General features: G+C 67.5%; 29 protein-coding genes. 18 read left to right on the plus strand and 11 right to left on the minus strand.

What is annotated here, in order from left to right:
* Positions 1 to 86: 86 nt before the first annotated feature.
* The 5 genes from DKG74_RS03000 (at position 87) to DKG74_RS03020 (ending at position 3,638) form a co-directional block, all read left to right on the plus strand.
* Entirely contained in the window at positions 87 to 1,253 is a 1,167-nt protein-coding gene (locus DKG74_RS03000; RefSeq protein WP_109902415.1) for a bifunctional 2-C-methyl-D-erythritol 4-phosphate cytidylyltransferase/2-C-methyl-D-erythritol 2,4-cyclodiphosphate synthase, read from the plus strand.
* Complete coding sequence (locus DKG74_RS03005) at positions 1,253 to 1,714, plus strand: phosphatidylglycerophosphatase A family protein (RefSeq protein ID WP_109902417.1); 462 nt, start codon at positions 1,253 to 1,255, stop codon at positions 1,712 to 1,714. Before DKG74_RS03000 ends, DKG74_RS03005 begins: the two co-directional genes overlap by 1 nt.
* On the plus strand, positions 1,708 to 2,226 hold the full coding sequence (locus DKG74_RS03010) for a CinA family protein (protein WP_109902419.1): 519 nt from the start codon (positions 1,708 to 1,710) through the stop codon (positions 2,224 to 2,226). Before DKG74_RS03005 ends, DKG74_RS03010 begins: the two co-directional genes overlap by 7 nt.
* Positions 2,223 to 3,047, plus strand: coding sequence for a glutamate racemase (gene murI, locus DKG74_RS03015; RefSeq protein ID WP_109902421.1), 825 nt, complete (start codon positions 2,223 to 2,225; stop codon positions 3,045 to 3,047). Before DKG74_RS03010 ends, murI begins: the two co-directional genes overlap by 4 nt.
* A gap of 72 nt (positions 3,048 to 3,119) precedes the next feature.
* Entirely contained in the window at positions 3,120 to 3,638 is a 519-nt protein-coding gene (locus DKG74_RS03020) for a DUF2937 family protein (protein WP_109902423.1), read from the plus strand.
* A gap of 53 nt (positions 3,639 to 3,691) precedes the next feature.
* On the opposite strand, the gene hemA is transcribed toward DKG74_RS03020, so the two are convergent.
* Both hemA and DKG74_RS03030 read right to left on the minus strand, forming a co-directional pair.
* On the minus strand, positions 3,692 to 4,903 hold the full coding sequence (gene hemA / locus DKG74_RS03025; RefSeq protein ID WP_109902425.1) for a 5-aminolevulinate synthase: 1,212 nt from the start codon (positions 4,901 to 4,903) through the stop codon (positions 3,692 to 3,694).
* A 346-nt stretch (positions 4,904 to 5,249) separates the two neighbouring features.
* A complete protein-coding gene (locus DKG74_RS03030; protein ID WP_109902427.1) occupies positions 5,250 to 5,828 on the minus strand; it encodes a hypothetical protein in 579 nt (192 codons plus the stop codon).
* 108 nt (positions 5,829 to 5,936) lie between these two features.
* On the opposite strand from DKG74_RS03030, the gene ispH reads away from it, so the two are divergent.
* The 3 genes from ispH to rnhA are packed head-to-tail and all read left to right on the plus strand — an operon-like array spanning position 5,937 to position 8,300.
* Complete coding sequence (gene ispH / locus DKG74_RS03035) at positions 5,937 to 6,881, plus strand: 4-hydroxy-3-methylbut-2-enyl diphosphate reductase (protein WP_109902429.1); 945 nt, start codon at positions 5,937 to 5,939, stop codon at positions 6,879 to 6,881.
* An 8-nt stretch (positions 6,882 to 6,889) separates the two neighbouring features.
* A complete protein-coding gene (locus DKG74_RS03040) occupies positions 6,890 to 7,858 on the plus strand; it encodes a homoserine kinase (protein ID WP_109902431.1) in 969 nt (322 codons plus the stop codon).
* A complete protein-coding gene (gene rnhA, locus DKG74_RS03045) occupies positions 7,851 to 8,300 on the plus strand; it encodes a ribonuclease HI (RefSeq protein ID WP_109902433.1) in 450 nt (149 codons plus the stop codon). The genes DKG74_RS03040 and rnhA overlap by 8 nt, the downstream gene beginning before the upstream one ends.
* 10 nt (positions 8,301 to 8,310) lie before the next feature.
* Here rnhA and DKG74_RS03050 read toward each other — a convergent pair whose 3' ends face one another.
* The 4 genes from DKG74_RS03050 to DKG74_RS03065 form a co-directional block, all read right to left on the minus strand.
* Positions 8,311 to 9,525: a lipid A deacylase LpxR family protein gene (locus DKG74_RS03050; RefSeq protein WP_243404000.1), complete on the minus strand. Its 1,215-nt coding sequence runs from the start codon at positions 9,523 to 9,525 to the stop codon at positions 8,311 to 8,313.
* A 335-nt stretch (positions 9,526 to 9,860) separates the two neighbouring features.
* Positions 9,861 to 10,181 carry a nucleoside triphosphate pyrophosphohydrolase family protein gene (locus DKG74_RS03055; RefSeq protein WP_109902435.1) on the minus strand — a complete coding sequence of 107 codons (321 nt, stop codon included), beginning with the start codon at positions 10,179 to 10,181 and terminating at the stop codon, positions 9,861 to 9,863.
* 56 nt (positions 10,182 to 10,237) lie between these two features.
* Positions 10,238 to 10,723 carry a peroxiredoxin gene (locus DKG74_RS03060; protein ID WP_109902437.1) on the minus strand — a complete coding sequence of 162 codons (486 nt, stop codon included), beginning with the start codon at positions 10,721 to 10,723 and terminating at the stop codon, positions 10,238 to 10,240.
* A gap of 70 nt (positions 10,724 to 10,793) precedes the next feature.
* Entirely contained in the window at positions 10,794 to 11,273 is a 480-nt protein-coding gene (locus tag DKG74_RS03065; protein ID WP_133251478.1) for a glutathione peroxidase, read from the minus strand.
* Positions 11,274 to 11,422: 149 nt separating this feature from the next.
* Between DKG74_RS03065 and DKG74_RS03070 the strand changes: the two genes are divergently transcribed.
* Genes DKG74_RS03070 through DKG74_RS03080 form a run of 3 tightly spaced genes read left to right on the plus strand, consistent with a single transcriptional unit; the run spans position 11,423 to position 13,923 of the window.
* Positions 11,423 to 12,775 carry a peptidase C69 family protein gene (locus DKG74_RS03070; protein ID WP_109902441.1) on the plus strand — a complete coding sequence of 451 codons (1,353 nt, stop codon included), beginning with the start codon at positions 11,423 to 11,425 and terminating at the stop codon, positions 12,773 to 12,775.
* 6 nt (positions 12,776 to 12,781) lie between these two features.
* Positions 12,782 to 13,063 carry a hypothetical protein gene (locus DKG74_RS03075; protein ID WP_109902443.1) on the plus strand — a complete coding sequence of 94 codons (282 nt, stop codon included), beginning with the start codon at positions 12,782 to 12,784 and terminating at the stop codon, positions 13,061 to 13,063.
* A gap of 11 nt (positions 13,064 to 13,074) precedes the next feature.
* Positions 13,075 to 13,923 (plus strand): TIGR01459 family HAD-type hydrolase, encoded by an 849-nt coding sequence (locus DKG74_RS03080; protein ID WP_109902445.1) that lies wholly within the window; start codon positions 13,075 to 13,077, stop codon positions 13,921 to 13,923.
* On the opposite strand, the gene DKG74_RS03085 is transcribed toward DKG74_RS03080, so the two are convergent.
* Genes DKG74_RS03085 through DKG74_RS03095 form a run of 3 tightly spaced genes read right to left on the minus strand, consistent with a single transcriptional unit; the run spans position 13,924 to position 15,894 of the window.
* Positions 13,924 to 14,730, minus strand: coding sequence for a class I SAM-dependent methyltransferase (locus tag DKG74_RS03085; protein WP_109902447.1), 807 nt, complete (start codon positions 14,728 to 14,730; stop codon positions 13,924 to 13,926).
* A 36-nt stretch (positions 14,731 to 14,766) separates the two neighbouring features.
* Entirely contained in the window at positions 14,767 to 15,483 is a 717-nt protein-coding gene (locus tag DKG74_RS03090) for a chemotaxis protein CheZ (protein ID WP_109902449.1), read from the minus strand.
* Positions 15,484 to 15,507: 24 nt separating this feature from the next.
* On the minus strand, positions 15,508 to 15,894 hold the full coding sequence (locus DKG74_RS03095; RefSeq protein WP_109902451.1) for a response regulator: 387 nt from the start codon (positions 15,892 to 15,894) through the stop codon (positions 15,508 to 15,510).
* A 230-nt stretch (positions 15,895 to 16,124) separates the two neighbouring features.
* Here DKG74_RS03095 and DKG74_RS03100 point away from each other — a divergent pair, with 230 nt between their 5' ends.
* The 7 genes from DKG74_RS03100 (at position 16,125) to mutL (ending at position 24,898) form a co-directional block, all read left to right on the plus strand.
* The gene (locus tag DKG74_RS03100) at positions 16,125 to 16,562 is read left to right on the plus strand and encodes a MaoC family dehydratase (protein WP_109902453.1); all 438 of its coding nucleotides are present in this window, start codon (positions 16,125 to 16,127) and stop codon (positions 16,560 to 16,562) included.
* 20 nt (positions 16,563 to 16,582) lie between these two features.
* Positions 16,583 to 17,527, plus strand: a complete 945-nt coding sequence (locus tag DKG74_RS03105; RefSeq protein ID WP_109902455.1) for a bifunctional riboflavin kinase/FAD synthetase — start codon at positions 16,583 to 16,585, stop codon at positions 17,525 to 17,527.
* A gap of 121 nt (positions 17,528 to 17,648) precedes the next feature.
* Entirely contained in the window at positions 17,649 to 20,477 is a 2,829-nt protein-coding gene (ileS, locus tag DKG74_RS03110) for an isoleucine--tRNA ligase (protein ID WP_109902457.1), read from the plus strand.
* Complete coding sequence (lspA, locus tag DKG74_RS03115) at positions 20,470 to 20,967, plus strand: signal peptidase II (RefSeq protein ID WP_165837497.1); 498 nt, start codon at positions 20,470 to 20,472, stop codon at positions 20,965 to 20,967. The genes ileS and lspA overlap by 8 nt, the downstream gene beginning before the upstream one ends.
* 2 nt (positions 20,968 to 20,969) lie before the next feature.
* A complete protein-coding gene (locus tag DKG74_RS03120; RefSeq protein WP_109902461.1) occupies positions 20,970 to 21,572 on the plus strand; it encodes a DUF3035 domain-containing protein in 603 nt (200 codons plus the stop codon).
* Between the two features lie 159 nt (positions 21,573 to 21,731).
* Positions 21,732 to 23,048: a glucose-6-phosphate isomerase gene (locus DKG74_RS03125; protein WP_165837498.1), complete on the plus strand. Its 1,317-nt coding sequence runs from the start codon at positions 21,732 to 21,734 to the stop codon at positions 23,046 to 23,048.
* A 35-nt stretch (positions 23,049 to 23,083) separates the two neighbouring features.
* Positions 23,084 to 24,898, plus strand: a complete 1,815-nt coding sequence (mutL, locus tag DKG74_RS03130) for a DNA mismatch repair endonuclease MutL (RefSeq protein ID WP_109902465.1) — start codon at positions 23,084 to 23,086, stop codon at positions 24,896 to 24,898.
* Here mutL and rsmD read toward each other — a convergent pair whose 3' ends face one another.
* Positions 24,899 to 25,447 (minus strand): 16S rRNA (guanine(966)-N(2))-methyltransferase RsmD, encoded by a 549-nt coding sequence (gene rsmD, locus DKG74_RS03135; protein ID WP_109902467.1) that lies wholly within the window; start codon positions 25,445 to 25,447, stop codon positions 24,899 to 24,901.
* A complete protein-coding gene (locus DKG74_RS03140) occupies positions 25,425 to 26,852 on the minus strand; it encodes a pseudouridine synthase (RefSeq protein WP_109902469.1) in 1,428 nt (475 codons plus the stop codon). Before DKG74_RS03140 ends, rsmD begins: the two co-directional genes overlap by 23 nt.
* Positions 26,853 to 26,861 lie beyond the last annotated feature (9 nt).

Here is a 26,861-nt window from a genome sequence, read left to right on the forward strand (position 1 = left end):
CCATGAGTCCCTGGAAGCCCATGGAGTCGCGTTTTGTAATCAAGCAGACACTAGGCCGGGAGGCGCGGCGGGGCTAGTGTCTCGCCATGGTCGATTCTCGTTCAACCGCAGGCGTTGCCGTCGTCATCGCCGCTGCCGGAAGTGGCGCGCGAATGGGCGGCGGCATTCCGAAGCAATTTCGCCCGCTCGCCGGCAAGCCCATGCTGCGCCGGACGGTGGAGGCACTGCGGCGGCACCCGGCGGTCGGCCCCATCGTCATCGTCGGCGATGCCGGGCCCGCGCGTGAGGCGCTGGAGGGGATTCCGGACCTGGCCTATGCTGCCGGCGGTGCCGAGCGGCAGGACAGCGTGCGCGCCGGGCTCGAAGCCCTGGCGGCGCAGGCACCGCCCCCCCGCCTCGTCCTCATTCACGACGCCGCCCGCCCCTTCGTCGATCCGGACCTGACCGGCCGCGTGCTCGCCGCGCTGGAACATCACGTCGGCGCCATTCCGGCACTGCCCGTCGTCGACACGCTGAAACGCGGGCAGGCGGGCCTCGTGGGCGAGACCGTGCCGCGCGACGGCCTGTTTCGTGCCCAGACACCGCAGGGCTTTCGCTTCGCGGCGATCCTCGATGCCCACCGCCGGCAGTCGGGCGCGCAGATGACCGACGATGCCGCCCTCGCCACCGCCGCCGGCCTCGATGTCGCGCTGGTGCCGGGCGCGGAGGAGAATTTCAAGGTGACGACGGCGGACGACCTCGATCGGGCGGAGCGGGCCTTGCTCCATGGCCTCCCCGATATCCGGACGGGTTCGGGCTTCGATGTCCATGCCCTCGGCCTCGGCGACGGGGTCTGGCTGGGCGGTGTGAAGATCGCCCATGACCGCGCCCTGATCGGTCATTCCGACGCCGATGTCGCCCTGCACGCGCTGACCGACGCCCTGCTTGGCGCCATCGGCGCGGGCGATATCGGCCAGCATTTCCCGCCCTCCGAACCGCAGTGGCGCGGCGCATCGTCCGACCGTTTCCTCGCCCATGCCGGCAGCCTCGTCGCGGCACGCGGCGGCATGATCGCCCATCTCGATCTCACCGTGATCTGCGAGCGGCCCAAGGTCGGCCCGCACCGCGAGGCCATGCGCCAGCGGATATCCGCCATCCTCGGCATCGCGCCCGACCGGGTCTCGGTCAAAGCGACCACGACCGAGAAACTGGGCTTCACCGGCCGGGGCGAAGGCATCGCCGCGCAAGGCCTCGCCACCGTGAGGTTGCCTTGATGCTTCCCCGTCTCCACCCCGCGCGCATTGTCTCGACCGGCTTTTATGTCGGCCATCTGCCGGGACCGGCCGGCACCTGGGGCTCCATCGCCGCCCTGGTCCCGGCGTGGTTCATCCATCAGGCGGGCGGCGCCCTCGGCCTCGCCCTCGCCGCGGTCGCCGTGACCGCGCTCGGCATCTGGGCTTCGGCGATCTATGCCCAGGCCCTCGGCATGAAGGATCCGGGCAGCGTCGTCATCGACGAATTCGCCGGGCAATGGTTCACCCTCGTCCTCGTGCCCAATGATCCCTGGCTTTACCTGATCGCCTGCGCCGTGTTCCGCGGCCTCGACATCATGAAGCCCTGGCCCGCGAATTGGGCCGACAAGAATTTGCCCGGTGGCTTCGGTATCGTCATCGACGACGTGATCGCCGGGATCATGGGCCTGGTGCTGATGGGAGGATTGATCGAGCTATGGTGACGAGTCTTTTCCCCGACAATCTCGAGCAGCGCGCCACCGCCCTCATCCGCAAGGCGACCGAGCGCGGCCAGCGCATCGCGACGGCCGAAAGCTGCACCGGCGGCCTGATCGGCGGGTTGCTGACCGAAATCGCGGGCTCGAGCGCGGTGCTCGAGCGGGGCTTCATCACCTATTCCAACCATGCCAAGGCGGAAATCCTCGGCGTGCCCAAGGACATCCTGCTGCTGCACGGCGCGGTGTCCGAACCCGTCGCCCGCGCCATGGCGGAAGGCGCCCTCGCGCGGAGCCGCGCCCATATCGCCGTCGCGGTAACCGGCATCGCCGGACCGGGCGGCGGCTCGCCGGAAAAGCCGGTCGGCCTTGTGCATTTCGCGCTTGCCCGCGAACTCCGCGAAACCCTTCATGTCGAGCGCCGCTTTGGCGACATCGGCCGGGCGGCGGTGCGCCTCGCCACCGTCGATCAGGCGCTCACCCTTCTCGAACAGGCGCTGGAAGCCCCGCTGCTCGCATGACCTCACCCTCGCCCACCCTGCCGATCGGGATCTTCGATTCCGGCATCGGCGGTCTTTCCGTGCTCGACGCCATCGCGAAGCGCCTGCCGACCGAAGACCTGCTCTATCTCGGCGACACTGCGCGCCTGCCCTATGGCACCAAGAGCCCGGAAACCGTCGCCCGCTACGCCGTGCAGGCCGCCGGTCATCTGGTGGAGCGCGGGGTGAAGCTGCTGGTGATCGCCTGCAACACCGCCTCCGCCCATGCCATTCCGGCCCTGACCGCGGCCTTTCCCGAGATCGAGGTGATCGGCGTGATCGAGCCGGGGGCGCAGGCCGCCGTCGCGGCGGCGCCGTCGGGCCGGATCGGTGTCCTTGCGACCGAAAGCACCGTCGCTTCGGGCGCTTATGACCGCGCCATCCATGCCCTCAGTCCCGGGGCCGACGTTCGCCAGCAGGCCTGCAGCGTCTTCGTCGCCCTTGCCGAGGAAGGCTGGATTCGGGGCGATGCCGTCGAAGCCGCCGCCCGCCGCTATATCGAGCCGCTGCTCAACCACGGCCGGCCCCGGCCCGAGGCGCTGGTGCTCGGCTGCACCCATTTCCCGCTGCTGCGCGAGACCATCGGTGCCGTCGCCGGCCCGGATATCGCCCTGGTCGACAGCGCCTCGACCGCCGCCGAGGCGGTCGCCGTGGCCCTTGATGCCGACCGTCTTGGCAATAGGGCCGGCGCGGGCCGGGTGAAATTCATGGCGACCGATTCGGCCAGCCGCTTCGCCCGCGTCGCGACGATCTTCCTCGACCGCCCGGTCAGCCCGGAGGATGTCGAGATCGTCGACCTGTGAAAACCGGCCGAGGTTGACAGATTTGCCCCCGGCGGCCCCTTATGGCCCCAGCGCCCATCTGTGGGGACCGCCATGATTCGCCATCTGTTCCTCATCCTGCTCGTCATTACCGGCGGCATCGGCGCCAGCCAGCTGCCGAGTTTCGCCCGTGCCTACGAGCAGCGGCTGGGCGGCGCCCTCGGCGAAGTGCAGAAGATGGTCGATGCCTTCGCGCTGCAGGCTTCGGCGGAAGGGCTGGATTTCCAGCAGCTGGCCGAGCGCCATCGTCAGTCCGGCGATACTGCCGTCCGCGGCACCGCCGATCGCATGACGGCGCTGGCCGACCGCAGGGGCGTTCTCGCGGAGCAGAAGCGGATGCTGGATGCCGCGCCGACCAGTTTCGACAAGCTGGTGAGCATCGCCCGCTTCGGCGACGGCGAGCTGGTGCGCGATACGCTCTCGACTTATGAAATCTCGGCGACGCTCGATCCCGCCTTCGGTGCCGCCGGTGTCGGCCTCGGCTGGCTGATCTATGGCGCGGCCGGCAGCCTGTTCGGCCGTCGCCGCCGCTCCACGCCGGGTGGCCTGGTCCGCCGCCGCCTTCCCAAATAGAAACGGCGCCCGCTCGCACGGGCGCCGTTCCTGAGCGGAGACCCGAGACCGGATCAGGCCGCGCGCGGCAGCCGGGCCTTGGTCCAGATGCGGTCGAGGGCGGCGACCAGCTGGTCCATCATCTCGTCGTCATGGAAGGGCGACGGGGTGAAGCGCAGGCGTTCGGTGCCGCGCGGCACGGTCGGAAAATTGATCGGCTGGACATAGATGCCATCGACCGACAGCAACTCGTCGGAAATCGCCTTGCAGCGCACTGGATCGCCCACCATCACGGGGACGATATGCGACTGGCTCTGCAGCACGGGCAGGCCGGCGGCGGCCAGCTTGCGCTTCAGGGTGGCGGCGCGCTCCTGGTGCTTCACGCGGAGTTCATTGTGCTGGCGCAGGTAGCGGATCGAGGCGCAGGCGCCCGCCGCGATCACCGGGGCGAGCGAGGTGGTGAAGATGAAGCCCGGGGCATAGGAGCGCACACAGTCGACCATGACGGACGAGCCGGCGATATAGCCGCCCATGGCGCCGAAGGCCTTGCCCAGCGTGCCTTCGATCACGTCGATGTCACCCATGGTGCCCGTCGCCTCGGCGACACCGGCGCCATGCTCGCCATAGAGGCCGACGGCATGGACTTCATCGAGATAGGTCAGGGCGTTGTATGTCTTGGCGACCTCGACGAAATCGGCGATCGGCGCGATGTCGCCGTCCATCGAATAGACGCTCTCGAAGGCGATGATCTTGGGTGCCGCGGGATCGGCTTCCTTCAGCATCGAGACGAGGTGCTTCACGTCGTTGTGGCGGAAGATGCGCTTGGGCGCGCCGCCGTGACGGATGCCCTCGATCATCGAGGCGTGGTTCAACTCGTCGGAATAGACGGTCACACCCTTCAGCACGCGGGACAGGGCGGACAGCGCCGCCTCGTTCGAGACGAAGCCCGAAGAGAAGATCAGCGCCGATTCCTTGCCGTGCAGGCTGGCCAACTCGTCCTCGAGGAGGACATGGGCGCGGCTGTTGCCGGAAATATTGCGGGTGCCGCCAGCACCGGCGCCGTAGGTATCGAGCGCCTCGTGCATCGCCGAGAGGACTTCGCTGTTCTGACCCTGACCGAGATAATCGTTGGAACACCAGACGACGATGTCGCGGGCGCCGTTGGGGCCGCGCCAGGTGGCCCGGGGGAAATTACCGCAATGGCGCTGCAGATCGGCAAACACGCGATAACGGCCTTCCTGCTTCAGGTCGGCAATCGCATTCGCAAATTTATCGTCGTAAGTCATTCGCCCTGTCCCAGTTGCCTCGATCCGCGCGCACCGGATGCCCCCGGCCATCGTGTCAGGCTGGAGCCCATGTCCATCGTCCCGGACATTGGTTCACAAATCCTATATCGGCGGTTTGATCCAAGGCAAAGCCGATCACCATTTTGTGGCGGCCATGTTGCCGCAGGCGATCGTTTTCACATACCCCCTTAAAGGAGTAGGAGGACGGCGGGCCTGCCCCCCCGGACATCCCCGCCGCCCAGACCGCCAACCCCCCGGCAGGCGGCCACCGGCGACAAGGCCGCCGGCAGGAGGGGACTATGGCGCGACCGCACGGGTGTCGCTGTGATGTTTGACACACAAGCCCTTATTTGCCCCGGCGCTTTCGCTCGTCGGCCAGTTCTGCCGCCGAAATCTGGATGCCACCGATCAATTCGAAGGCATAGGGCGACTTGCCGTCGAGCGGTACCGTAACCGTCAGGTGCTCGACGACACCGCCGCTGGCGGCCCCCTTATCGAGAGCGACCTGCGTCTCGTAGGAGGCGCGGCTGATCACACGGGTGTTGGTCTCGGTCAGGGCGAGGAAGAAGGGCACGGTCACGCCGGTCAGATCGCGCCCGGCCGGCCCGCGCCGGACGTAGATCGACATGCCAACATTGGCGACCACCTGGCCATTCGCCGCCGGCTCGCACAGGACCTTGGCGTCGATCATCTCGATCTCGTAGAGCACGGAATCCGGCGTGCGCGGCGCGCCCTCCGCGAAACGGGCCAGGCTGGCGGCATCAGCGAGAACCGACATGGCCGGACAGGGCGCCGCCTGGGCCGCGGTCGCCGGTGCCGAATCGGAAGAGGAGCCGCAAGCGGCGAGGCCGAAGGCGGCGAGCGCGAGGGACGCGGCCATGGCGGCCGGCTTGCGCCCTGCCCGGACCTGCGAAACGATGCCCATCCTTTGCTTTCCTTTGGCTGGCGTTAAGGATTATGGTCGGCGCACTCTAGACAAGCACCCCTATCGGCACAAGCAGGGCGGCCCCCTGCCCGCGAGCTTCCGGACAGCATGAGCAAACCCGCCCTGACCCTCATTCTCGCCGCACCGCGCGGCTTCTGCGCCGGCGTCGACCGCGCGATCCAGATCGTCGAGCTGGCGCTGGAGCGTTTCGGCCCGCCGATCTACGTCCGCCACGAGATCGTCCACAACCGCACGGTCGTCGAATCGCTGGAAGCCAAGGGCGCCATCTTCGTCGAGGAACTGGACGAGGTGCCGGAAGGCGCCCATGTGGTCTTTTCCGCGCACGGCGTGCCGAAATCCGTGCCGGCCGATGCCCGGCGCCGGGGCCTCGCCTATCTCGACGCCACCTGCCCCCTCGTCTCCAAGGTCCATGTCGAGGCCGAACGGCTCCATGCCGAGGGGATGCATCTCGTCATGATCGGCCATGAAGGCCACCCGGAAGTGGTCGGCACCATGGGCCAGCTGCCGGACGGCGCGATCAGCCTGGTCGAGACGATCGAGGATGTCGCCCGCCTGTCGGTGCCCGACCCCGCGCGCCTCGGTTACATCACGCAGACCACCCTGTCGGTCGACGATACTGCCGGCATCGTCGCCGCCCTGCAGGCGCGCTTCCCGGCGATCCTCGCCCCGCACAAGGAAGACATCTGCTACGCGACCACCAACCGGCAGGCGGCGGTGAAGACCATCGCGCCCGATTGCGACGCGCTGATCGTCATCGGCGCGCCCAATTCCTCGAACTCGGTGCGGCTGGTCGAGGTTGGCGCAAGGGCCGGCGTCGCCACCGCGCTGCGCATCCAGCACGCCGGCGAACTCGACTGGTCGCGCCTTGACGGCGCGCGCCGCGTCGGCATCACGGCGGGGGCTTCCGCCCCGGAAAGCCTGGTCGAGGCATTGATCGAGGCCTTCCGCGCGCGATTCGAGGTCACGGTCGAACAGGTGACCGTGACCGAGGAACGCATCCAGTTCAAAGTCCCCCGCGCCCTGATCGGCTGAACGGAATCATGGCTGTTTATACCGACGTCGACGACGACGCCCTCGCCGCCTTTCTCGCCGAATACGATCTCGGCGAAATGCTCAGTCTCAAGGGCATCGCCGAGGGGGTGGAGAATTCCAACTTCCTCCTCGAGACCACGCGGGGCCGTTTCATCCTGACCCTGTTCGAGAAGCGGGTGGCGGAAGCGGACTTGCCCTTCTTCATCGGCCTAATGGACCATCTCGCCCTGTCCGGCCTGTCGTGCCCGACGCCGATCCACGGCCGCGACCGCAAGGCGCTGCGCCAGCTGGCCGGGCGGCCGGCGGTGATCGTCTCGTTCCTGACCGGCATGTGGCCGCGCAAGCCTAATGTCGCCCAGTGCGGCAGTGTCGGCGCCGCCCTCGCCGGCCTGCATCTTTCGGGCGCGGGCTTTGCCCTGAAGCGGACCAATGCCCTGTCGCTTCCCGGCTGGCGCCGCCTCGCCGCCGATTGCCGCGACCGCGCGGACAGCGTGCGCCCGGGCCTCGCCGCCGAAATCGACGCGGAGCTGGCCTTTCTCGAGGCGAACTGGCCGGCGGCTCTGCCGGGCGGGGTCATTCACGCCGATCTCTTCCCCGACAATGTCTTCTTCATCGGGGACGACGTCTCGGGCCTGATCGACTTCTATTTCGCCTGCAACGATTTCTATGCCTACGACCTCGCGATCTGCCTGAACGCCTGGTGTTTCGAGCCGGACGGAGCCTTCAACGCGACGAAGGCCCTTGCCCTGTCGCGCGGCTATCTCGGCGGCCGGCCCTTGAGCGAGGCCGAGGCAGCGGCGATCCCGCTGCTGTGCCGGGGCGCTGCGCTGCGCTTCCTGCTCACCCGGCTGTATGACTGGCTGAACCAGGTGCCGGGCGCCCTCGTCCGGCCGAAAGACCCGCTCGAATATCTGTCCAAACTGCGCTTCCACCGCACCGCCGAAGGGCCGGGTACCTATGGCATCGGCCATGACTGAGACCAGTGACGATATCGTCGTCATCCATACCGACGGCGCCTGTTCGGGCAATCCCGGCCCCGGCGGCTGGGGCGCCCTGCTCTCCTTCCGCGGTACCGAGAAGGAATTGTCGGGCGGCGAGCCGGCGACGACCAACAACCGGATGGAACTGATGGCGGCCATCGCCGCCCTCGAAGCCCTGACCCGGACGACGAACGTCCGTCTGTTCACCGACAGCCGCTATGTGATGGATGGCATCACCAAATGGATCGCCGGCTGGAAGCGCAACGGCTGGAAGACCGCCGACAAGAAGCCGGTGAAGAACGAGGACCTGTGGCGTCGTCTCGATACGGCGGCCGCGCGGCACCGGATCGACTGGCGCTGGGTGCGCGGCCATTCGGGCGATCCCTGCAACGAGCGGGTCGACCAGCTCGCCCGCGCCGCCGCGCCCCGGCGGGGCTGACGCAGGACCGTCAGATCCGCCAGGACAGGCTGAGCGCGCCGAAGACGTCGCCATTCTTCTGGCCGACATATTCGGTGGTGCGGAACACCTGGGTATAGGTCAGGCGGGCATCGCCCAGGGTGACCGAGGCGCCGACCTGAAGATCGGCAACGAACGTGTGCTTGTCGACGCTGTGGCTGTCCTCGAAGGAATTGCCGTCGAGGAAGATGTTGCGGGCGACGGCGCGACCCTCCAGACCGGCGAAGACATACCATTCGAAATCATGGACCGGCTTGAAATAGCCGGTGCCCGACAGCGCCGTGCGGATGCGCGGCGCGCCCCAGTCGCTGGAAACGTCGCTGCCCAGTTTCACCGTCGCGCTGGCCGAGGCATAGGTATGGACGTTGCCGAGGGTGAAGCCGACGCTCGGCTCGACCGCGACGCCAAGACCGCCCGGGTGATATTCCGAGATGAAGCGCCACTTGCGTTCGTAAGACAGCACCGCGCCGAATTCGTCGTTCAGCTGCGAGTCCCAGCCGTCGAACGGGCGGACGCCGATGGTGTCGTGGAACCAGGTCTGTGTCTCGGCCGCGCCCGAGCTGGGGCCGACGACGCCGAGCTGCAGCTCGAAGGTGTCGAGCTGCTTGCCCGTGTCGTTCGTGATCTGCACGCCGCCATAGAGCCAGCCGGCGAAGGGACGCCCCTTGTTATCGCCGCTGCTCGCTTCCTTGCGGCCCGGGGTGAAGATGCTCTGGCCGACCGAGACGCCGACGCGGACGACGCCTTCCGCGGGAACGAAGGGCAGTTCGCGGGCGATATCGCCGACGAAGCGCGGCGTATCGTCCGAGCTGAACAGATAGGAAGCGCGCAGGCCGTTGGTGTAATGCTGGTCCGTGCCGCCGCCGAACTTGTCGTTCTCGACCTGGATCGACAGGGTACCGCGGTCATCGCTGGGGTCTTCGCCCGCGGTCGCCGTGCGCTTCGGCTCGACATTCTCGGTGCCAGACGCCGCCGTTGGGGCGAGGCGTGCCCGCCCGCCGTCGGCCAGACCGCCTTCGCCGCGACCGTCGAACGCCAGCTTCAGCGAGGCGAGCAGCGAAGGCGCGCCGCCCTGACCGCCGTGAAACGAGATCGGACCAAGATCAAAGGACGAGGTGGCAGCCCCGGAGAAGACGGCCGCGCCAACGACGGCGCCGATGGCGGCAGACATGATGGTCCCGTTCAGGACCGCGTGGGATGCGATCATGGCAGTTACTCCGGTACATGTTTCAATGGTTCGGCACGTGGCCGCTGTTGGGAGTAACTTGCGCCAGACCGGCGTCAGTTTCAGTCGAAAGCCCAACCGAAACCGGAGCCAAACGGGCGCATTAGCGCCGCATCGGCGGGTCTATGGCTAAGATTCGGTTAACTGCCGATCAATCGGCGAATCTGGCGGAAAACTGCCCTTTGAGAGTGGCAATGCCGGCGGGCGCGAAGCCCGCCCACGGGCGTTTCCAGCCTGAAATTCTTAAGCGGAGATTAATTCCGGAATACAGATGAATTGATTCCGATATGGCGGCATTCGGCTACCACCTCACCCGCTCACCGCTCGTCGCCGGAGCCGGCGATCACGCCGCGCCGCTGGCGGTCGGACAGTTTCCGCATGTTGGCGGCGAAGACGGCGGCAAGGTCGAGGCCCGCCGCGTTACACAGTTCAGAGAGATACCAGCAGACATCGCCCAGTTCGGCTTCGAGCTTCGCCTTCAGGGTCTCGTCGTCGGTCCCATCGCGGATCCATTTCTTGATCACGCCCGCGACTTCCCCCGCTTCCGAAGCGAGGCCGAGGCCGAGATATTCGAGGGCACGGTCGGCCGGAAAGATCGCCGTCGTCCGGGTGAAAGCCTGATAGTCGTCGAGAGTCATGGTGCCTTTCCCGCCGGGCGGGGCCACTCGGTCAGGAACCGGGCGGCCCCGAGGGCTTACAGCTGCTTCAGGACCGCTTCGGCCGAGGAAACGTCGAGGGCGGAGGGATTCGGTTCGACCGACAGCGCCTCGACCTTGCCGTCTTTGGCGATCAGGGCGTAACGCTTGGAGCGCAGCCCCATGCCAAAGCCCGAGAGGTCGAGATCGAGACCGAGCTTCTTGGTAAAGTCCGCGCTGCCGTCGGCCAGCATCACGATCTTGTCGCCGACCCCCTGGTCCTTGCCCCAGGCGCCCATGACGAAGGCATCGTTCACGGAAAGGCAGGCGATGGTGTCGACCCCCTTGGCCTTCAGCGCCTCGGCGTTGGCGAGATAGCTCGGCACATGCTTGGCCGAGCAGGTCGGGGTGAAGGCACCGGGCAGCGCGAAGAGGACGACGGTCTTGCCGCCGAAGAGTTCGGACGACGGCAGGGGCGCCGGGCCCTTGTCGGTCATCGTCATGAAGGTGGCTTCGGGCAGCTTGTCGCCCACCGAAATCGTCATCGGTCGTCTCCGTTTTCGTTGCGCCGGCCGGGAAGCGCGGCGGCGACGGCATTAAGCATGACGTCCGGGCTCACGCCAAGGCAGCCTCGATGGCCGAGGTGATGTCGGGCGACAGCGGATCGAGGCGGGAGCCGAAACTGCCAGCGAGGCTGCCGTCGGGCCCGATCAGATATTTGTGGAAATTCCACTTCGGCGTGCCGGCCTCGCCCAGTTCCGCCGCCGCCCAGCGATAGAAGGGATGGGCGCCCTCGCCGATCACCACCTGTTTCGCCGTCATCGGGAAGTCGACGGCGAAGCGGGTTTCGCAAAAAGTCTTGATCTCGGCCTCCGTCCCCGGCTCCTGCGCGCCGAAATCATTGGCCGGCACGCCGAGCACGACAAGCCCCTTCGGCCCATAGGTCCGGTACAGCGATTCGAGCCCGGCATATTGCGGAGTCAGGCCGCAGGCCGAGGCGGTGTTGACGATCAGCACCGGCTTGCCGGCGAAATCCTTCAGCCGGATGTCACCCCCGGCAATCCCCGGAAAGCTGAAATCAAAGGCATTGGCCATGGCTTTTCCCCGCAATGGTTCTTGTTGGATCGACAGTTTGTGGATCAACCGGACCGTATGGAACAGTTCCATCTGGTCCAGTTGCACCACGGGCCCCATAGAAAGAGGCTGCCCAGCCTGCTATTTCAAGGGCGCAGGAGAGATTTGGGATGTGCGACACCATGGTGGTGCCGCCTTCGGGACCGGGCGGAACCATGCTGTTCGCCAAGAACAGCGACCGCGAAGGCGACGAAGCGCAGGCGATCGAGATCATCCCCCGGCGCACCCATGCGCCGGGCACCCTCGTCCACGCCACCTATCTGACGCTGCCGCAGGTCTATGAGACCGCGGCGCTGCTGATCTGCCGGCCCTACTGGATGTGGGGCGCGGAGATGGGCGTCAACGAGCATGGCGTCGCCATCGGCAACGAGGCGGTGTTCTCCCGCCTGCCCCATGACGGCACGCCGGCGCTGACCGGCATGGACCTCGTCCGTCTCGGACTGGAGCGGGCGCGCAGCGCCGAAGAGGCGGCCGCGACCATGATCGTGCTGATCGAGCGGCACGGCCAGGGCGGCAATGGCGGCCATGGCTATCGCTTTCCCTATGACAGTGCCTTCATGATCGCCGACGCGACCTCGGCCTTCGTGCTCGAAACCGCCGGCCGGCACTGGGCGCTGGAGCGCGTGACCGGCGCGCGGGCGATCTCCAACGCCTACTCCATCGGCACGAACTTCATCCGCCTGTCGGCCAACGCCAAGGAAGCCGCCCGTGACAAGGGCTGGTGGAGCGAGGGCACCCCCTTCGATTTCGGCGCCGTCTTCGGCGAAAAGGTGAAGGGCTGGGCCGCGCGTGGCCGGCGGCGGGCCGCACGGGCCTGCGCACTCATCGCGGGCGGCGTCGACGGGCCGGCGCGGCTGATGTCCATCCTGCGCGACCACGGTCCATCGGGCGAAAAGCCCCACTGGCGGCCGGGCGGCTTCCTGCCCGATACGCTCTGCGCCCACGGCAATGCCGGACCGGCGCGGCGGGCGGCGCAGACCACCATGAGCCTCGTCGCCGTGCTCGACCGGAATTTGCCTGTCGCATGGTCGACCGGCGGCTCCGCGCCCTGCACCGGCCTGTTCCGGCCCTTCTTCATCGAGGCCGGCCTGCCGAGAGCCGAACCACCACCCAAGGCGCGGGCCGATCTCGCCACCCTGTGGTGGCGGCAGGAGCGGCTGCACCGCACCGTCATCCGCGACCACGCCACGCGCCTTGCCACCTATGCCCCGGCGCGCGATGCCCTCGAAGCCGCGCTGATCGACGAGATCGCCCGGGCGACCGCCCTCGCCGCCGACCGTCCGCGGGGCGAGCGAAAGCGCCTGCTGCAGGATGTTTCCCGCGCGGCCTGGGATGTCGCCGAAGATGCCCTCGCCCGCTGGACCCGCCTCGCCGAGGCGACCCCGGTCGCCCGTGCGCCGGGTCTGGTCTTCCGGCACCACTGGCGCCGTCTCGCCCGCCGCGCCGCCCCCATCGGATCGTGAGCCGCCATGCCCCTGCCCATTCAAGCCCTGCTCGTCATCTCTTATGTCCTGGTCGCCTGCGCCGCCGGTTTCGCCGTGCACGACTTCTGGCCGGCGATCGACGGCACCATCGTCGGCATCGCCCTGTTCTTTGCCGCCCTGCAGGGCCATATCCTGATCCTGCGCGCGGGTGACCGCGCCGAACTCCAGGCGGAAATCGAGTTGCTCCGCCGCAGCCATGGCGAGACCCTGCGGGAACTCGCCGACCTGAAGCTGACCCTGGCCAAATGGACCGCCCGCGAGGATTGAGTTATCCGCTTATGTCGTATCTTCCCCATCTGGTCGATCATGCCGGCCCCGTCATTGAATCGGCCCGCGGCGCGATCGTCGATCTCTGGGGCGTCATGCACAATGGCGTCGCCGCCTTTCCCGAAGCCGTCGAGGCCCTGACCCGCTTCCGTGCCGGCCGGCAGGCTGGCGTCGTGCTGCTGTCCAACGCGCCGCGACCGTCACCGGTGGTGCGGCAGCAACTCGACCGGCTGGGTGTGCCGCCTTCGGTCTATGACGCCATCGTGACTTCGGGCGACGCCACCCGCCTCGCCCTCGCGGAGCGGCGCGGTGCCGCCGTGCGTCATGTCGGCCCGGCGCGCGACCTGCCGCTGTTCGAGGGTCTGGACCTGTCACTGGTACCCGACCTGAAAGATGCCGATCTGCTGGTCTGCTCTGGCCTGCTCGACGACGAGAGCGAAACCGCCGAGGATTATCGCCCCCTGCTCGAAGCCGCGCTGACCCGCGCCCTCCCCCTCGTCTGCGCCAATCCGGACCGTATCGTCGCCCGGGGCGCGCGGACCATTCCCTGCGCCGGGGCCATCGCCAGCCTCTATCGCGACATGGGCGGGCAGGTCGAATGGCACGGCAAACCCTATGATTCGGTCTATGACCGCAGCCTTGCCCTGCTCGGCACCGCGCCGGCCGAGACCATCGCCATCGGCGATGGCATCGAGACCGATATTCCGGGCGCCAATCGCCAGGGAATTCCCGCGCTGCTGATCACCGGCGGGGTCCACGCCCCGCTGTGGGGCGATCCGCCCGATGCGGCCCGCCTCGGCGCCGTGCTCGGCGATCACGGCCTTTCGGTCGCGGCCGCCATCGACCGCCTGCGCTGGTAGTCAGCGCGCCTTGCCGAGGCGCAGCGCCACCACCCGGTAGGCGCTGCGCATGACGGGGTTCAGCCGGCCGAGCCAGCCGGCGAAGCCGTAGATCGCGTTCAGATGGCGGGCGATCGGCTCGTCCGCCGTGATCTTGAAGTCGCGCCCCCAGGATTCGCAGGACTGCGGCCGATCGAGCCTCCAGGTGAAGCGGGAGCCGGTCACCGCGATCTCGGGGTAGAAGATCGAGCCCATGGCAACCCAACTCGCCATGGCGTCGAACACCAGCGTCGCCCCCGGAAAGCGTTTGGCGATCCGCCGGCACAACAGACGCATCCGCGCCTCCGACAGATACATCGAGACCCCTTCGAGGATGAACAGCGGCACGTCATCCGCGCCGATATGAAGGGATTCCAACAGATCTTCCGCCTCGATGGAGGCGGTGACGAAATGACGGCGGGAATCGTGGCCGGCGAAGGCGAAACGCCAGACCGGCTCGACCGCCGACAGGTCGACGTCGATCCAGCGCACCGCGCCATCGTCGATCCGGTCGAACCGCGTGCAGAGACCGCAGCCGAGATTGACGACCACCGCGTGGCCCCGGTTCCGGCGCATGTGAGCGGCAACGAGGCCGTCGATGATTCGCTTGCGCAACACGACGACCGAACGGTCGATCGGGCTGGGCAGGAATTTTTCGAAGGGTGGCTTCAGCCGCGCGACGATGTCGTCGACCTTGTCATCCCGCAATACCGGCCGCCGGCTGCGATTTTCGCGCCATTGAGCGTAAAGCGGTATGATCAGCGTCTCCGAGACGCCCTTGAGTTCCACCGACCATTTCCTCCCGTTTTCGGGGAGATCATAGGATCAGTCGAACAGGGCGTCGATGTCTGCTTGGCTCGCCTTTGTCGCAGGGGCCAGCGGCGCGGGCGGCGCGGGCGGCGGCGCGACCTCGCCCATCAGCTTGTCGATCTCGTCCTGGGCGATGCCTTCTCCGTCCAGCGCCGGACCGTTCAGCAGGGCCGAATCGCCGGTGCGGGTTTCTTCGGGATGTGCCGGCTCATCGGCGAGACCGCTGCCGAGGGCATCCTTCAGCCGCCCGACCCGCTCCTCGATATAGGTCAGGGTGTCGACGACCTTGGAAATGCGCTGGCCGGTGATGTCCTGGAACGAACAGGCCTCGAAGATATCCATGCAGCGGGCGGACACGAGGTCGCTATAGCCGGGATCGGACGGGCTGCCCGCCATGATCGCCTCGGCCGCCGCCATGATCTTGTTGGTCGCGTCCTCGGTCGAGCGGACGATGGCTTCGAGTTCGCGGCCCGCGCGCGGCAGGCGCTCGTTCTGCAGGTCGCCCGGACGCAGCGAGGCGATCTCGCCCCTGGCCTTGGCGATATAATCCGAGAGTTCGCGGAATTCGCGGTAGATCGAGGTGTCGATGGAGCGGAAATAGGCCTGCATGGTCGCGATCAGGACTTCCGTCACCGAGGCGACCTCGACCAGGTTCGGGGGCGAGGACTCGCCCCTGCGACGCAGGTGATCGACGAGGGCGCCGATCTGACCCGACAGGTTTTCGCCGAACATGGGCGCCTCCTTTCCCGGGAGCGATCAGAAATCGCCGAGCACGGCGCGCATCTTGGCCTTCAGCGTTTCGGCCGGAAACGGCTTCACGATGTAGTTGTTCACGCCAGCCTGCTTGGCCGCGATCACATTCTCGGTCTTCGATTCGGCGGTGATCATGATGAAGGGCGTCGCCTTCAGCGTCTCATCGCCGCGGACTTGCTTCAGAAGCTCGTAGCCCGTCATGGGCTCCATGTTCCAGTCGGATATGACCAGGCCAAACGGCTTGCTCTTCAGCTTGGCCAGCGCCATCTGCCCGTCGGTCGCTTCCTCGACATTATCGAAACCGAGCTGCTTCAGCAGGTTCCGGATGATGCGCAGCATCGTCTTGTAATCGTCGACGATGAGGATCGGCATTTGCATGTCGACTGCCATGGCGGTGATGCCTCGCAACACTTTCTTAAGGCCTTCAATACACCGGCCCGTCCGGCCCGGCGGTGCGGCATGTGCTGCCGCGACAAGGGGCATCCTCGGACCATCAGGCTAAGAAACGGTAAACTCCCGGCTCTCAGCGCGCCTCCCTTGCGCAGCCGTTGGGGCGCCATTAAGGTCGCCAGCCTCGACACCCGAGACGGGTGTGCCCACAGCGACCGCGAGGACCAGCGATGTCACAGCACCAGGGTCTCTACTTCGAAGACCTCTCCATCGGCCAGTCGGCGACCTTTTCCAAGACCGTGACCGAAGCCGACATCCTGATGTTCGCGGGCGTCTCGGGCGATACCAATCCGGTCCACCTCGATGCCGAATACGCCGCGACGACCCCGTTCAAGGAGCGCATCGCCCACGGGATGCTGTCCGCTGGCCTCATCTCCGCCGTGCTCGGGACCAAGCTGCCCGGCCCGGGCGCGATCTATGTCGGCCAGACCCTGAAGTTCAAGGCGCCGGTGAAGATCGGCGACACCGTCACCGCCAAGGCCGAAGTGGTCGAGCTGGACGCCGCCAAGAAGCGCGCCGTCTTCGCGACGACCTGCAGCATCCGCGGCAAGACCGTGGTCGAAGGCGAGGCCACCATCATGGTCCCGGGCCGTCCGGTCGCCGTCTGATCCGACGCGGTCATCCGTTCATGCTTGTTGTCGACAGTCTCGACCGTGTCCCGCCCCAGGCGCAGGGCGCGGTGCTGGCTGTCGGCAATTTCGACGGCGTGCACCGCGGTCACGCCGCGCTGATCGCGGAAACGCGCCGACTGGCCGACGAGATGGGCTCCATCGCGGCGGTCATGACCTTCGAGCCGCACCCTCGCGTCCTGTTCAGGCCCGACACGGCGCCCTTCCGCCTGACCCCGCCCGCCGACAAGCTGCGCCTGCTGGCCGGTCAGGGGGTCGATGCCGCCATCGTGCTGCCGTTCACGACCACCCTCGCCGCCATGCCGGCCGAGGACTTCGTGCTCGATATCTTCGTGAACAGGCTGAAGGCGGTCCATATCGTCATCGGCTTCGACTTCTGCTTCGGTCAGGCGCGCAGCGGCGATATCGCCCTGCTGCGCTACATGGGCGAGATGGAAGGTTTCGGCCTTTCGGTCATCGCCCCGGTCGGCGACAACGACTGCAAGCCCGGCGCCGGCTACTCGTCGAGCGCGATCCGCAAGGCGCTGGAAACCGGCGACATCGACGCCGCGACGGCCCAGCTCGGCCGGCCCTGGTCGGTTACCGGCACCGTTCAGCAGGGCGACCAGCGCGGCCGCACCATCGGCTTTCCAACCGCCAACCTCGGCCTTGGCGATTACCTGCGCCCTGCCCTCGGCGTCTATGCGGTCGAAGTGGTGCTGGACGACGGGCGCCTGGTGCCCGGCGTCGCCAACATCGGCCGGCGCCCGACCTTCGGCAAGCTGGACGAAAACCTCGAAGTCCATCTGTTCGATTTCGCCGAAGACCTTTACGGCCGGCAGATCGAGGTTCGCCTGCTCGGCTTCATCCGGGCGGAACGGAAATTCGCCGGTCTCGACGAATTGAAGGCGCAGATCGCGGCCGACAGCCTGGCGGCGCGCCGAATTACCGCCGCGTCGGCCTGATTCGCCGACGCAAGACCCGTGGGTGCCCCCGGCTGGACGGCCCGGAGCCCGCCTGTTAAAACCACACACTTCGTTTTGGGTCTCTGGTACCCATCACCTCTCAGTATTGGCTAGTTCCACAATGACGACCGATTACAAGGCGACCGTATTCCTTCCCGCCACGCCCTTCGAGATGCGGGCCGGGCTCGTGAAGAAGGAACCGGCGCTCATCGAACGCTGGGATCGTCTCGACCTTTATGGCCGGCTGCGCGCGACCCGCAAGGGGCGCGAGAAATTCGTCCTGCACGATGGCCCGCCCTATGCCAACGGCAACATCCACATCGGCACGGCGCTGAACAAGATCCTGAAGGACGTGATCAACCGCAGCCAGTCGATGCTGGGCAAGGACGCGCCCTATGTCCCCGGCTGGGACTGCCACGGCCTGCCCATCGAATGGAAGATCGAGGAAAAATACCGCGCCGCCGGCAAGTCCAAGGACGCGGTGCCGGTCGCCGAATTCCGCCAGGAATGCCGGGCCTTCGCCGATCACTGGATCGGCGTGCAGAAGGCCGAGTTCCGCCGCCTCGGCGTCGAGGGCGACTGGTCGAACCCTTACCTGACCATGGACTTCAAGGCCGAGGCGAAGATCGTCGACGAATGCCTGAAGTTCCTGATGAATGGCGGCCTCTATCGCGGCGCCAAGCCCGTGATGTGGTCGGTGGTCGAGGAAACCGCGCTGGCCGAGGCGGAGGTCGAATATCACGACCACACCTCGACCACGATCCATGTCCGCTTCCCGGTGGTCTCCGGCCCCGACGTCCTGAAGGGCGCCAGCATCGTCATCTGGACGACGACGCCCTGGACCATGCCGGCCAACCGCGGCATCGCCTGCGCCGCCGACGCCGACTATGTCCGCGTGAAGGTGACCGAGGTCGCCGAAGGCAGCCGGGCCAAGGTTGGCGAAGCCCTCGTCGTCGCCGGCCCCCTGCTGACGGATGTGCTGAAGGCCGCCGGCATCACCGGCCACGAGATCGAGGCCGGCTTCCTCGGCGGCGAGATCGCCTTCAAGACCGTCTGCGCCCATCCCCTGCGCGGTCAGGGTTATGATTTCGACGTTCCGGTACTGGCCGGCGATTTCGTCACCATGGATACCGGCACGGGCTTCGTCCATATCGCGCCGAGCCATGGCGCCGACGACTTCGAGCTGGGCCGCAAGCATGGCCTGCCGGTGCCCGAACTGGTCGGCCCCAATGGCGCCTATCTCGACGATGTGCCGCTCTTCGCCGGCAAGAAGGTGCTGTGGCCGAACGGCAAGGAAGGCAACGCGAATTCGAGCGTGCTCGCCGCCATCGACGAGGCGGGCGGTCTGCTCGCCCAGGGCAAGCTGGTCCATTCCTATCCGCATTCCTGGCGCTCCAAGGCGCCGCTGATCTTCCGCGCGACGCCGCAGTGGTTCATCTCGATGACCACCAACGACCTGCGTGACAAGGCGCTGACCGCCATCGACCAGGTGCAGTGGGTGCCGGCCGCCGGCCGCAACCGCATCCATTCGATGATCGCCAGCCGGCCGGACTGGGTGATCTCGCGCCAGCGCGCCTGGGGCGTGCCCATCACCCTCTTCGTCGACAGGAAGACCAACGAGCCCTTGCGCGACCCCGCGGTCAACGCCCGCATCGTCGAGGCGGTGGCGCAGGAAGGCGCCGATGCCTGGTTCACCTCGGCGCCGTCGCGCTTCCTCGGCGACGCTTACGATCCGGAAGGCTTCGAGCAGGTGATGGACATCCTCGATGTCTGGTTCGACTCCGGCTCGACCCATGCCTTCGTGCTCGAGGAGCGCGAGGAGCTGAAATGGCCGGCCGATCTCTACCTCGAAGGCTCGGACCAGCATCGCGGCTGGTTCCATTCCTCGCTGCTCGAGGCCTGCGGCACGCGCGGCCGCGCGCCCTATGAAGGCGTCGTCACCCATGGCTTCGTCGTCGACGGCCAGGGCCGCAAGATGTCGAAGTCGCTGGGCAACACCATCGCGCCGCAGAATGTCATCGACCAGAATGGCGCCGATATCCTGCGCCTGTGGGTCGCGACCTCGGACTTCTCCGAAGACCTGAAGATCGACAACGACATCCTGAAGGCCAAGGCGGAAATCTATCGCAAGCTGCGCAACACGCTGCGCTACGTGATGGGCAGCCTCGACGGCTTCACCGAGGCAGAGCAGCTGGCCCCTGAAGACATGCCCGAACTCGACCGCTGGGTGCTGCACCGGGTGGCCGAACTCGACAAGGCCATGCGCGAGGGTTACCAGACCTATGAATTCCACCGTGCCTTCATGGCGCTGACGGATTTCTGCATCGGCGATCTCTCGGCCTTCTATTTCGACATCCGCAAGGATGCGATCTATTGCGATGCCCCCTCCTCGATCCGCCGCCGCGCGGTGCGCAGCGTGCTCGACATCCTCTTCAACTGCCTGACCGCCTGGGCCGCCCCGGTGCTGTGCTTCACCATGGAGGAAGCCTGGCTGACCCGGAACCCGGGTGACGAGGAAAGCATCCACCTGCGCGAGTTCCCGACGGTGCCGGCCGAATGGCTTGACCCCACCCTCGCCGCCAAATGGACGCGCCTGCGCGACCTGCGGCTCGTTGTCACAGGCGCCCTCGAGATCGAGCGTCAGGAGAAGCGGATCGGCTCCAGCCTGCAGGCACGGCCTGTGGTGCACATCGCCGACGAGAGCCTGCTCGCCCTCGCCCAGACGGTCGATTTCGCTGAACTCGCCATCACCTCGGGCCTCGACCTCGTCGCGGGCGAAGGTCCGGCGGAAGCCTTCCGCCACGAGGAGGTAAAGGGTGTCGCGGTCGAGCCGAGGCCGGCCACGGGCGAGAAATGCGTCCGCTGCTGGATGGTCCTGCCCGAGGTCGGCAGCCATGCCGACCATCCGGGCCTGTGCCACCGCTGCCACGATGTGGTCGCCCATGGCTGAGCGGCGCCTCCGGCTCTTCGGTCTCGTCCTGTTCGCGGCGATCCTCGTCTCGGACAGGCTGTTGAAGGAGTTCCTTGTGCCGTTGCTCAACGGGCAGGACCCGATCGTCGTCACCCCCTTCTTCAATCTCGTCATGGTGTGGAACCGGGGTGTCAGCTTTGGCCTGTTCCAGCAGGGGGACGATATCGGTCGTTACCTGCTGACGGGATTCGCCATCATCGTCGGGTTGTTCCTCCTCGTCTGGATGTTGCGCTCTCATACCCGGCTCGCGGTGACTGGCCTCGCCATGGTTGCGGCAGGGGCTCTTGGCAACGCCTATGACCGTATAGTCTTCGGCGCCGTCGCCGATTTTCTGGACTTTCACCTTTCGGGCTATCATTTCTGGGCTTTCAACGTGGCCGATTCCGGGATCACCATCGGCGTCGGCCTGTTGTTGCTCGACGCCTTCCGCGCGCGACCGGATTCGGTTGCTGCGTCCAAGGAGCAGTGAAGATGAGTGTGGTCATCCGTTCGTCCCGCCGGCTCGGCCTTTGCGCCGTCGGCATCGGTGCCATTCTGCTGACCGGCTGCGGTGGCGGCGACGTGCGCGAGCAGCTCGGTCTGTCGCGCCGGGCACCCGATGAGTTCGCGGTCGTGACCCAGGCCCCCCTGGCCATGCCGCCGGATTATACCCTGCGTCCGCCCGCCCCCGGCGCCCTGCCGACCCAGCAGGCCAATCCCGAGCGCTCGGCCTCGGCCGCCGTCTTCGGGGCGACCCTGCCGGAAGGCCCGGCCGCCGGCGCCCCGGTCGGGGTCGGCGCGGCCCAGCCGCCCGGCTCGCTCGAACAGCAGTTCCTGTCCGCGGCGGGCGCGGGCAAGGCCGACCCTTCGATCCGCGAAACCCTGAACCGCGAGAGCGGCGCCCTCGCTGAAAAGAGCGGCACCTTCGCGCAGGAGGTTCTCGGCATCACCAACGACCCCACGGAAATCCTGGTCAACGCTCCTGAGGAAGCCCGGCGCCTCCGTCAGAACGCCGCGGCCGGCCTTCCGGCGACCACGGGCGACACGCCCGAAATCAAGCGAGGGAACCCGGGGCTGCTTCAAGGTGTTTTCTGATCGTGCATGAGCCATGCACGTCCACACCTGGGCACCCCGATGTTCGCTACCGACGCAACTCTTGATTTCGGCACCCGCATACCGCTTCGTTCGCAAAGGCGATATTTGCCCGCCTCCGGGCGACCGACGACTGGGGCATTGATGTTGAGGACCACCCCTGTGGAGCAGACTCCGGGATCGACCGAGCCCAGCTTCGTCCAGGCGATCGGCGAATGCGCGAACGGCAAGCTCGCGAGCGGTGATATCGCGCGTCGTCTGTCGGAGACCAGGGCCGTGCTGGCCCGTCTTGGCGATCAGGTGCGCGATGGCTCCCTGCCCCATTTCACCATTCCCTATCGCACCGATGACCTGATCGAGCAGGCCCAGGTCGCGCGGGCCATCGTCTCGACGGCGGAACAGGTCGTGCTGCTCGGCACCGGCGGTTCGTCGCTCGGGCCTCAGGCCATTGCCCAGCTGGTCCAGACCCCGTTCAGCGGCGCCCCCGGCCGGCCGCGGCTCGGCTTCCTCGACAATCTCGATCCGGCCGGCCTCGCCGCCGCGATGAATGCCAGCGATCTGCCCAACATGCATTTCCTGGTCGCGTCCAAATCCGGCACCACGGCCGAGACCATCGCCCAGTTGCTGGTCGTCATCGACGCGCTCGAAGATGCCGGTTATCGCCGCGATGCCATCGGGCGTCATTTCACCGTCGTGACCGAACCCAAGGACAGCCTGCTGCGCCAGATCGGCCAGCATTTCGGCGCCCGCATCATCGACCACGACCCCAATCTGGGCGGCCGCTACGCTGTCCTGTCGGTCATCGGCATGTTGCCGGCGATGATCCTTGGCCTCGACCCCATCGCCTTCCGGCGCGGCGCGGCGCGGGTTCTCGAACAGAACATCAACGCGGCGAACCCCGCGGACGCCCCTGCGGCCGTCGGCGCGGCGATTTCGGTCGCGGCTTCGGATTGCGGCCTGTCGCAGACCGTCATGCTCGGTTATGGCGACCGGCTGGAGAAACTGGCCGCCTGGTGGCGCCAGCTTTGGGCGGAATCCCTCGGCAAGCAGGGCAAGGGCACGACGCCGATCACGGCGATCGGTCCGGTCGATCAGCATAGCCAGCTCCAGCTTTATCTGGACGGCCCGGACGACAAGCTGTTCACCGTCATCGACCTCGCCACCAAGGGCAGGGGCACGGTGATCCGGCCCGACCTCGCCGACGATCCGTCGCTGTCGTTCCTGGCCGGGCGTCGCATCGGCGACGTCGTCGCCGCTCAGGCGCGGGCCACTGGCGATACGCTGGTGCAGTTCAATCGCCCTGTGCGCCGCCTGACCATCCCGCGCTACGACGAAGAGGCGCTGGGTGGGCTGTTCATGCACTTCACCCTGGAAACGCTGATCGCCGCCGACCTGCTCGGGGTCGATCCCTTCGACCAGCCGGCGGTCGAGAATGGCAAGCAGCTGACCCGCCAGTATCTGGCGACCGGCAGCTACTGACTGCAAGGACGGCGCGCATGGGGCATGATGGCCCCATGCGCATCCGTCTTCTGCCCGAATCGACCGTCAACCGTATCGCTGCCGGCGAGGTCGTCGAACGTCCGGCCAGTGCCGTCAAGGAACTGGTCGAAAATGCCATAGACGCCGGCGCGGGCCGCGTCGATGTTGTCGTCGAGAACGGCGGCCGGACCCTGATCCGTGTCGCCGACGACGGCTTCGGCATGAGCGCCGATGAACTTGCCCTGGCGATCGAACGCCACGCCACCTCGAAACTGCCCGACGACAATCTCGACGCCATCGACAGTTTCGGTTTCCGTGGCGAGGCCCTGCCCTCCATCGGCTCCGTCGCCCGGCTCGACATCGCCAGCCGCGCCCGCGGCAGCGACGAGGCCTGGTCGATCCGCGTCGATGGCGGCGCCAAGCACGAGGTGGAGCCGGCGGCGATCAATGCCGGCACGCGGGTCGAGGTGCGGGACCTGTTCTACGCGACACCGGCACGCCTGAAGTTCCTCAAGAGCGAGCAGGCGGAATATCAGGCCATCGCCGACGTGATGCGGCGCATCGCCCTGTCCCACCCCGGTGTCGGCTTCACCCTGTCGGACGGCGCCCGCCTCGCCCTGCGCTTTCCGGCCGAGACCGCGCTCGACCCCGAGGATGCCCGGCGCAACCGGATCGCCGCCGTGATCGGCCGCGACTTCGCCGACAATGCCCTTGCCATCGACGCCGAGCGGGAAGGCCTGCGGCTGGTCGGTTTCGCCAGTCTGCCAACCTATGCGCGGGCGACCGCCGCCCACCAATATCTCTTCGTCAACGGCCGGCCGGTGAAGGACAAGCTGCTGACCGGGGCCGTGCGCGGCGCCTACGCCGACTTCCTCGCTCGGGACCGGCACCCGGCGGTCGCGCTCTATCTCACGCTCGACGGCCGCCTCGTCGATGTGAACGTGCATCCGGCCAAGGCGGAAGTGCGGTTCCGCGATCCCGGGCTGGTGCGCGGGCTGATCGTCGGCGCGCTGCGCCACGCCCTGTCCGAGGCCGGTCACCGCGCCTCGACCACGGTCGCGGGCGCGGCCCTGGGGGCCTTCCGTCCCGCCGACCTGCCCTTGCCGCCGCGCAGCCCGGGCTTTGCCTTCTCGGGCGGTCCGGCCCGGCCGAGCCTGTCGGAGCGCACCGCCGCCTATGCCTTTCAGGCGCCCATGGATGCCACACCGGGTGTCGCCACGCCGCCGCCCGCCGCCGTTACCGCCCATGACGAGGTAGCGGCACTGGCGCAGCCGCTGGGCGTGCCGCGTGGCCAGCTGCATCTGACCTATATCGTCGCCGAGACCAGCCACGGCCTTATCCTCGTCGACCAGCACGCGGCGCACGAGCGGCTGGTCTACGAGCGGATGAAGAAAGCCATGGCGTCAGACGGCGGCGTGAAGCGACAGATGCTGCTGATCCCCGAAGTGGTCGATCTCGATGGCGACGGCGCCGCCCGCATCGCCGCCAAGGCCGACGATCTCGCCCGTCTCGGCCTCGTCGTCGAGGCTTTCGGCCAGGGCGCGGTCGTCGTCCGGGAAGTGCCGGCCCTGCTTGGCCGGCTCGACGTGCCGGGGCTTGTCCGCGACCTTGCCGACGAAATCGCGGAACTGGGCGATTCCTTCGCGCTCGAGGAAAAGCTGGCCGATGTCTGCGGCACCCTCGCCTGTCATTCGGCGGTGCGGGCCGGGCGCCGCCTCACCCTGCCCGAAATGGACGCGCTCCTCCGCGAGATGGAGGCGACGCCCCATTCCGGCCAGTGCAACCACGGCCGCCCGACCTATGTCGAGTTGAAACTGCCCGATATCGAACGGCTGTTCGGCCGGCGCTGATCAGCCGCGCGACAGGAAGGTGACGGCGCCCTTGCCATAGGTCCGCCGCTCCTCGGCCACGAAGCCTTCCGGCCAGACCGGGTCTTCCCGCCGGTCGTGTTCGGCGATGACGAGCACCCCCGGCGACAGCCAGCCGCCAGCGTCGAGGGCGGAGAGCGCGGCCTCGCACAGGCCCTTGCCATAGGGCGGGTCGAGAAAGGCGATATCGGCCACAAAGCCGGGCGGCGGCGCGCCGGGTTTGGTCGCGTCGCGGCCGAGCACGACACAGGCCCCCTCGCCCCGCAGCCGCTTCACATTCTCGGTCACCAGCTTCAGCGCGGTGCCATCCTTCTCGATCAGGACGACCCGGGCTGCGCCTCGGGAATAGGCTTCCAGCCCCATGGCCCCGGTGCCGGCGAAAACATCGAGCACCCGCGCCTCCGCCGGCAGGCCGCGCGTGCTCAGGATGTTGAACACCGCCTCGCGCAGGCGGTCGCTGGACGGGCGGATGCTGCGGTCCTCGGGCTCCGCGAGGAGCTTGCCGCGATTACGGCCGGCGACGATTCGCATCGCGCGGTCCTTTCGTCGAACGGGTGGGACGGTCACCGGCGGGGCGGGCCGGCTTCTCGCCGCGCGGCTTGTCGCCGGTCGGCGGACGGGAGGCCGGGCGGCGCCCTTCTGTTTTCATGCCTTCGGGCTTAGGCCCGAAGGGCTTTCGACCTTCGGACTTGGCACCTTCAGGCTTCGCGCCGAAAGACCGGCGCCCCTCCGGCCGCTCCCCTTCGCTCTTCGATCCGAACGGCTTCCGACCCTCGGGCTTGCCGCCTTCGGGTTTCGCGCCGAAAGACCGGCGCCCCTCCGGCCGCTCCCCTTCGCTCTTCGATCCGAACGTCTTCCGACCCTCGGGCTTGCCGCCTTCGGGTTTCGCGCCGAAGGACTTACGGCGCTCCGGCCCCTCCCCTTCGCTCTTCGATCCGAACGGCTTCCGACCCTCGGGCTTGCCGCCTTCGGGTTTCGCGCCGGAGGACTTGCGGCGCTCCGGCCTCGCCGCTGCATCGCGGCCGGCGGGCGCGGCCTTGCCGGCGCGGGCAGGCTCGGCCGGGGCTTCGGCCTTGTCCGCGCGGAGCGGTTTCGGCGGCTTTGGGGCGGGCTTTTCGTAGAGGACTTCCTCACCCCGCAGGATTTTGTCGACGATGGCCTGCCCAATGGGCGCGACGTCGCCCGCCTCCAGCTTCTCGATATCGAAGGGGCCGTAGGACACGCGCAGCAGCCGGTTCACCGACAGGCGCAGATGGTCCATCACCTTGCGGATTTCGCGGTTCTTGCCCTCGGTCAGGCTGACATAGAGCCAGGCGTTCAGGCCGCCGATACGGTCGATCTCGACCTCGATCGAGCCGTAACGGACACCGTCGATGGTGATGCCCTTCTTCAGGGCTTCCAGCCGGCCGACGTCGATCTCGCCCGCGACCCGGACCTTGTAGTGGCGGACCCAGCCGTTGCTGGGCAATTCCAGCTTGCGGGCCAGCTCGCCATCGTTGGTCAGCAGCAGCAGTCCTTCGGAATTCAGGTCGAGCCGGCCGACCGAAATCACCCGGGGCAGGCCCTGACTGCGCAGGAAGTCGAACACGGTCACCCGGCCCTGATCGTCCTTGTGCGAGACGACGAGGCCACGCGGCTTGTGAAAGCGCCACAGCCGGGCCTTGGCCGGGGTGCCCACCACCTTGCCATCGACGGTGATCCGCTCCGCACCCGTGACCTTGAAGGCCGGGCTGTTCAGGGTGACGCCGTCGACCGCGACCTTGCCCTCCTCGATCAGCTTCTCGGCGTCGCGGCGCGAGCAGATACCGGCGCGGGCGAGATATTTCGCGATTCGCTCCGGCCCGTCGTCCACCGCCGTTTCGGGCGGGGTGGCGGACTTGGCCTCTGGCTTGGCCTTGGCGGCCGGGGTCTTGCGGGGTTTTTCGTTTGTCGACATGGCGGGATC

The organism is Zavarzinia aquatilis (assembly GCF_003173035.1).
GTDB lineage: Bacteria > Pseudomonadota > Alphaproteobacteria > Zavarziniales > Zavarziniaceae > Zavarzinia > Zavarzinia aquatilis.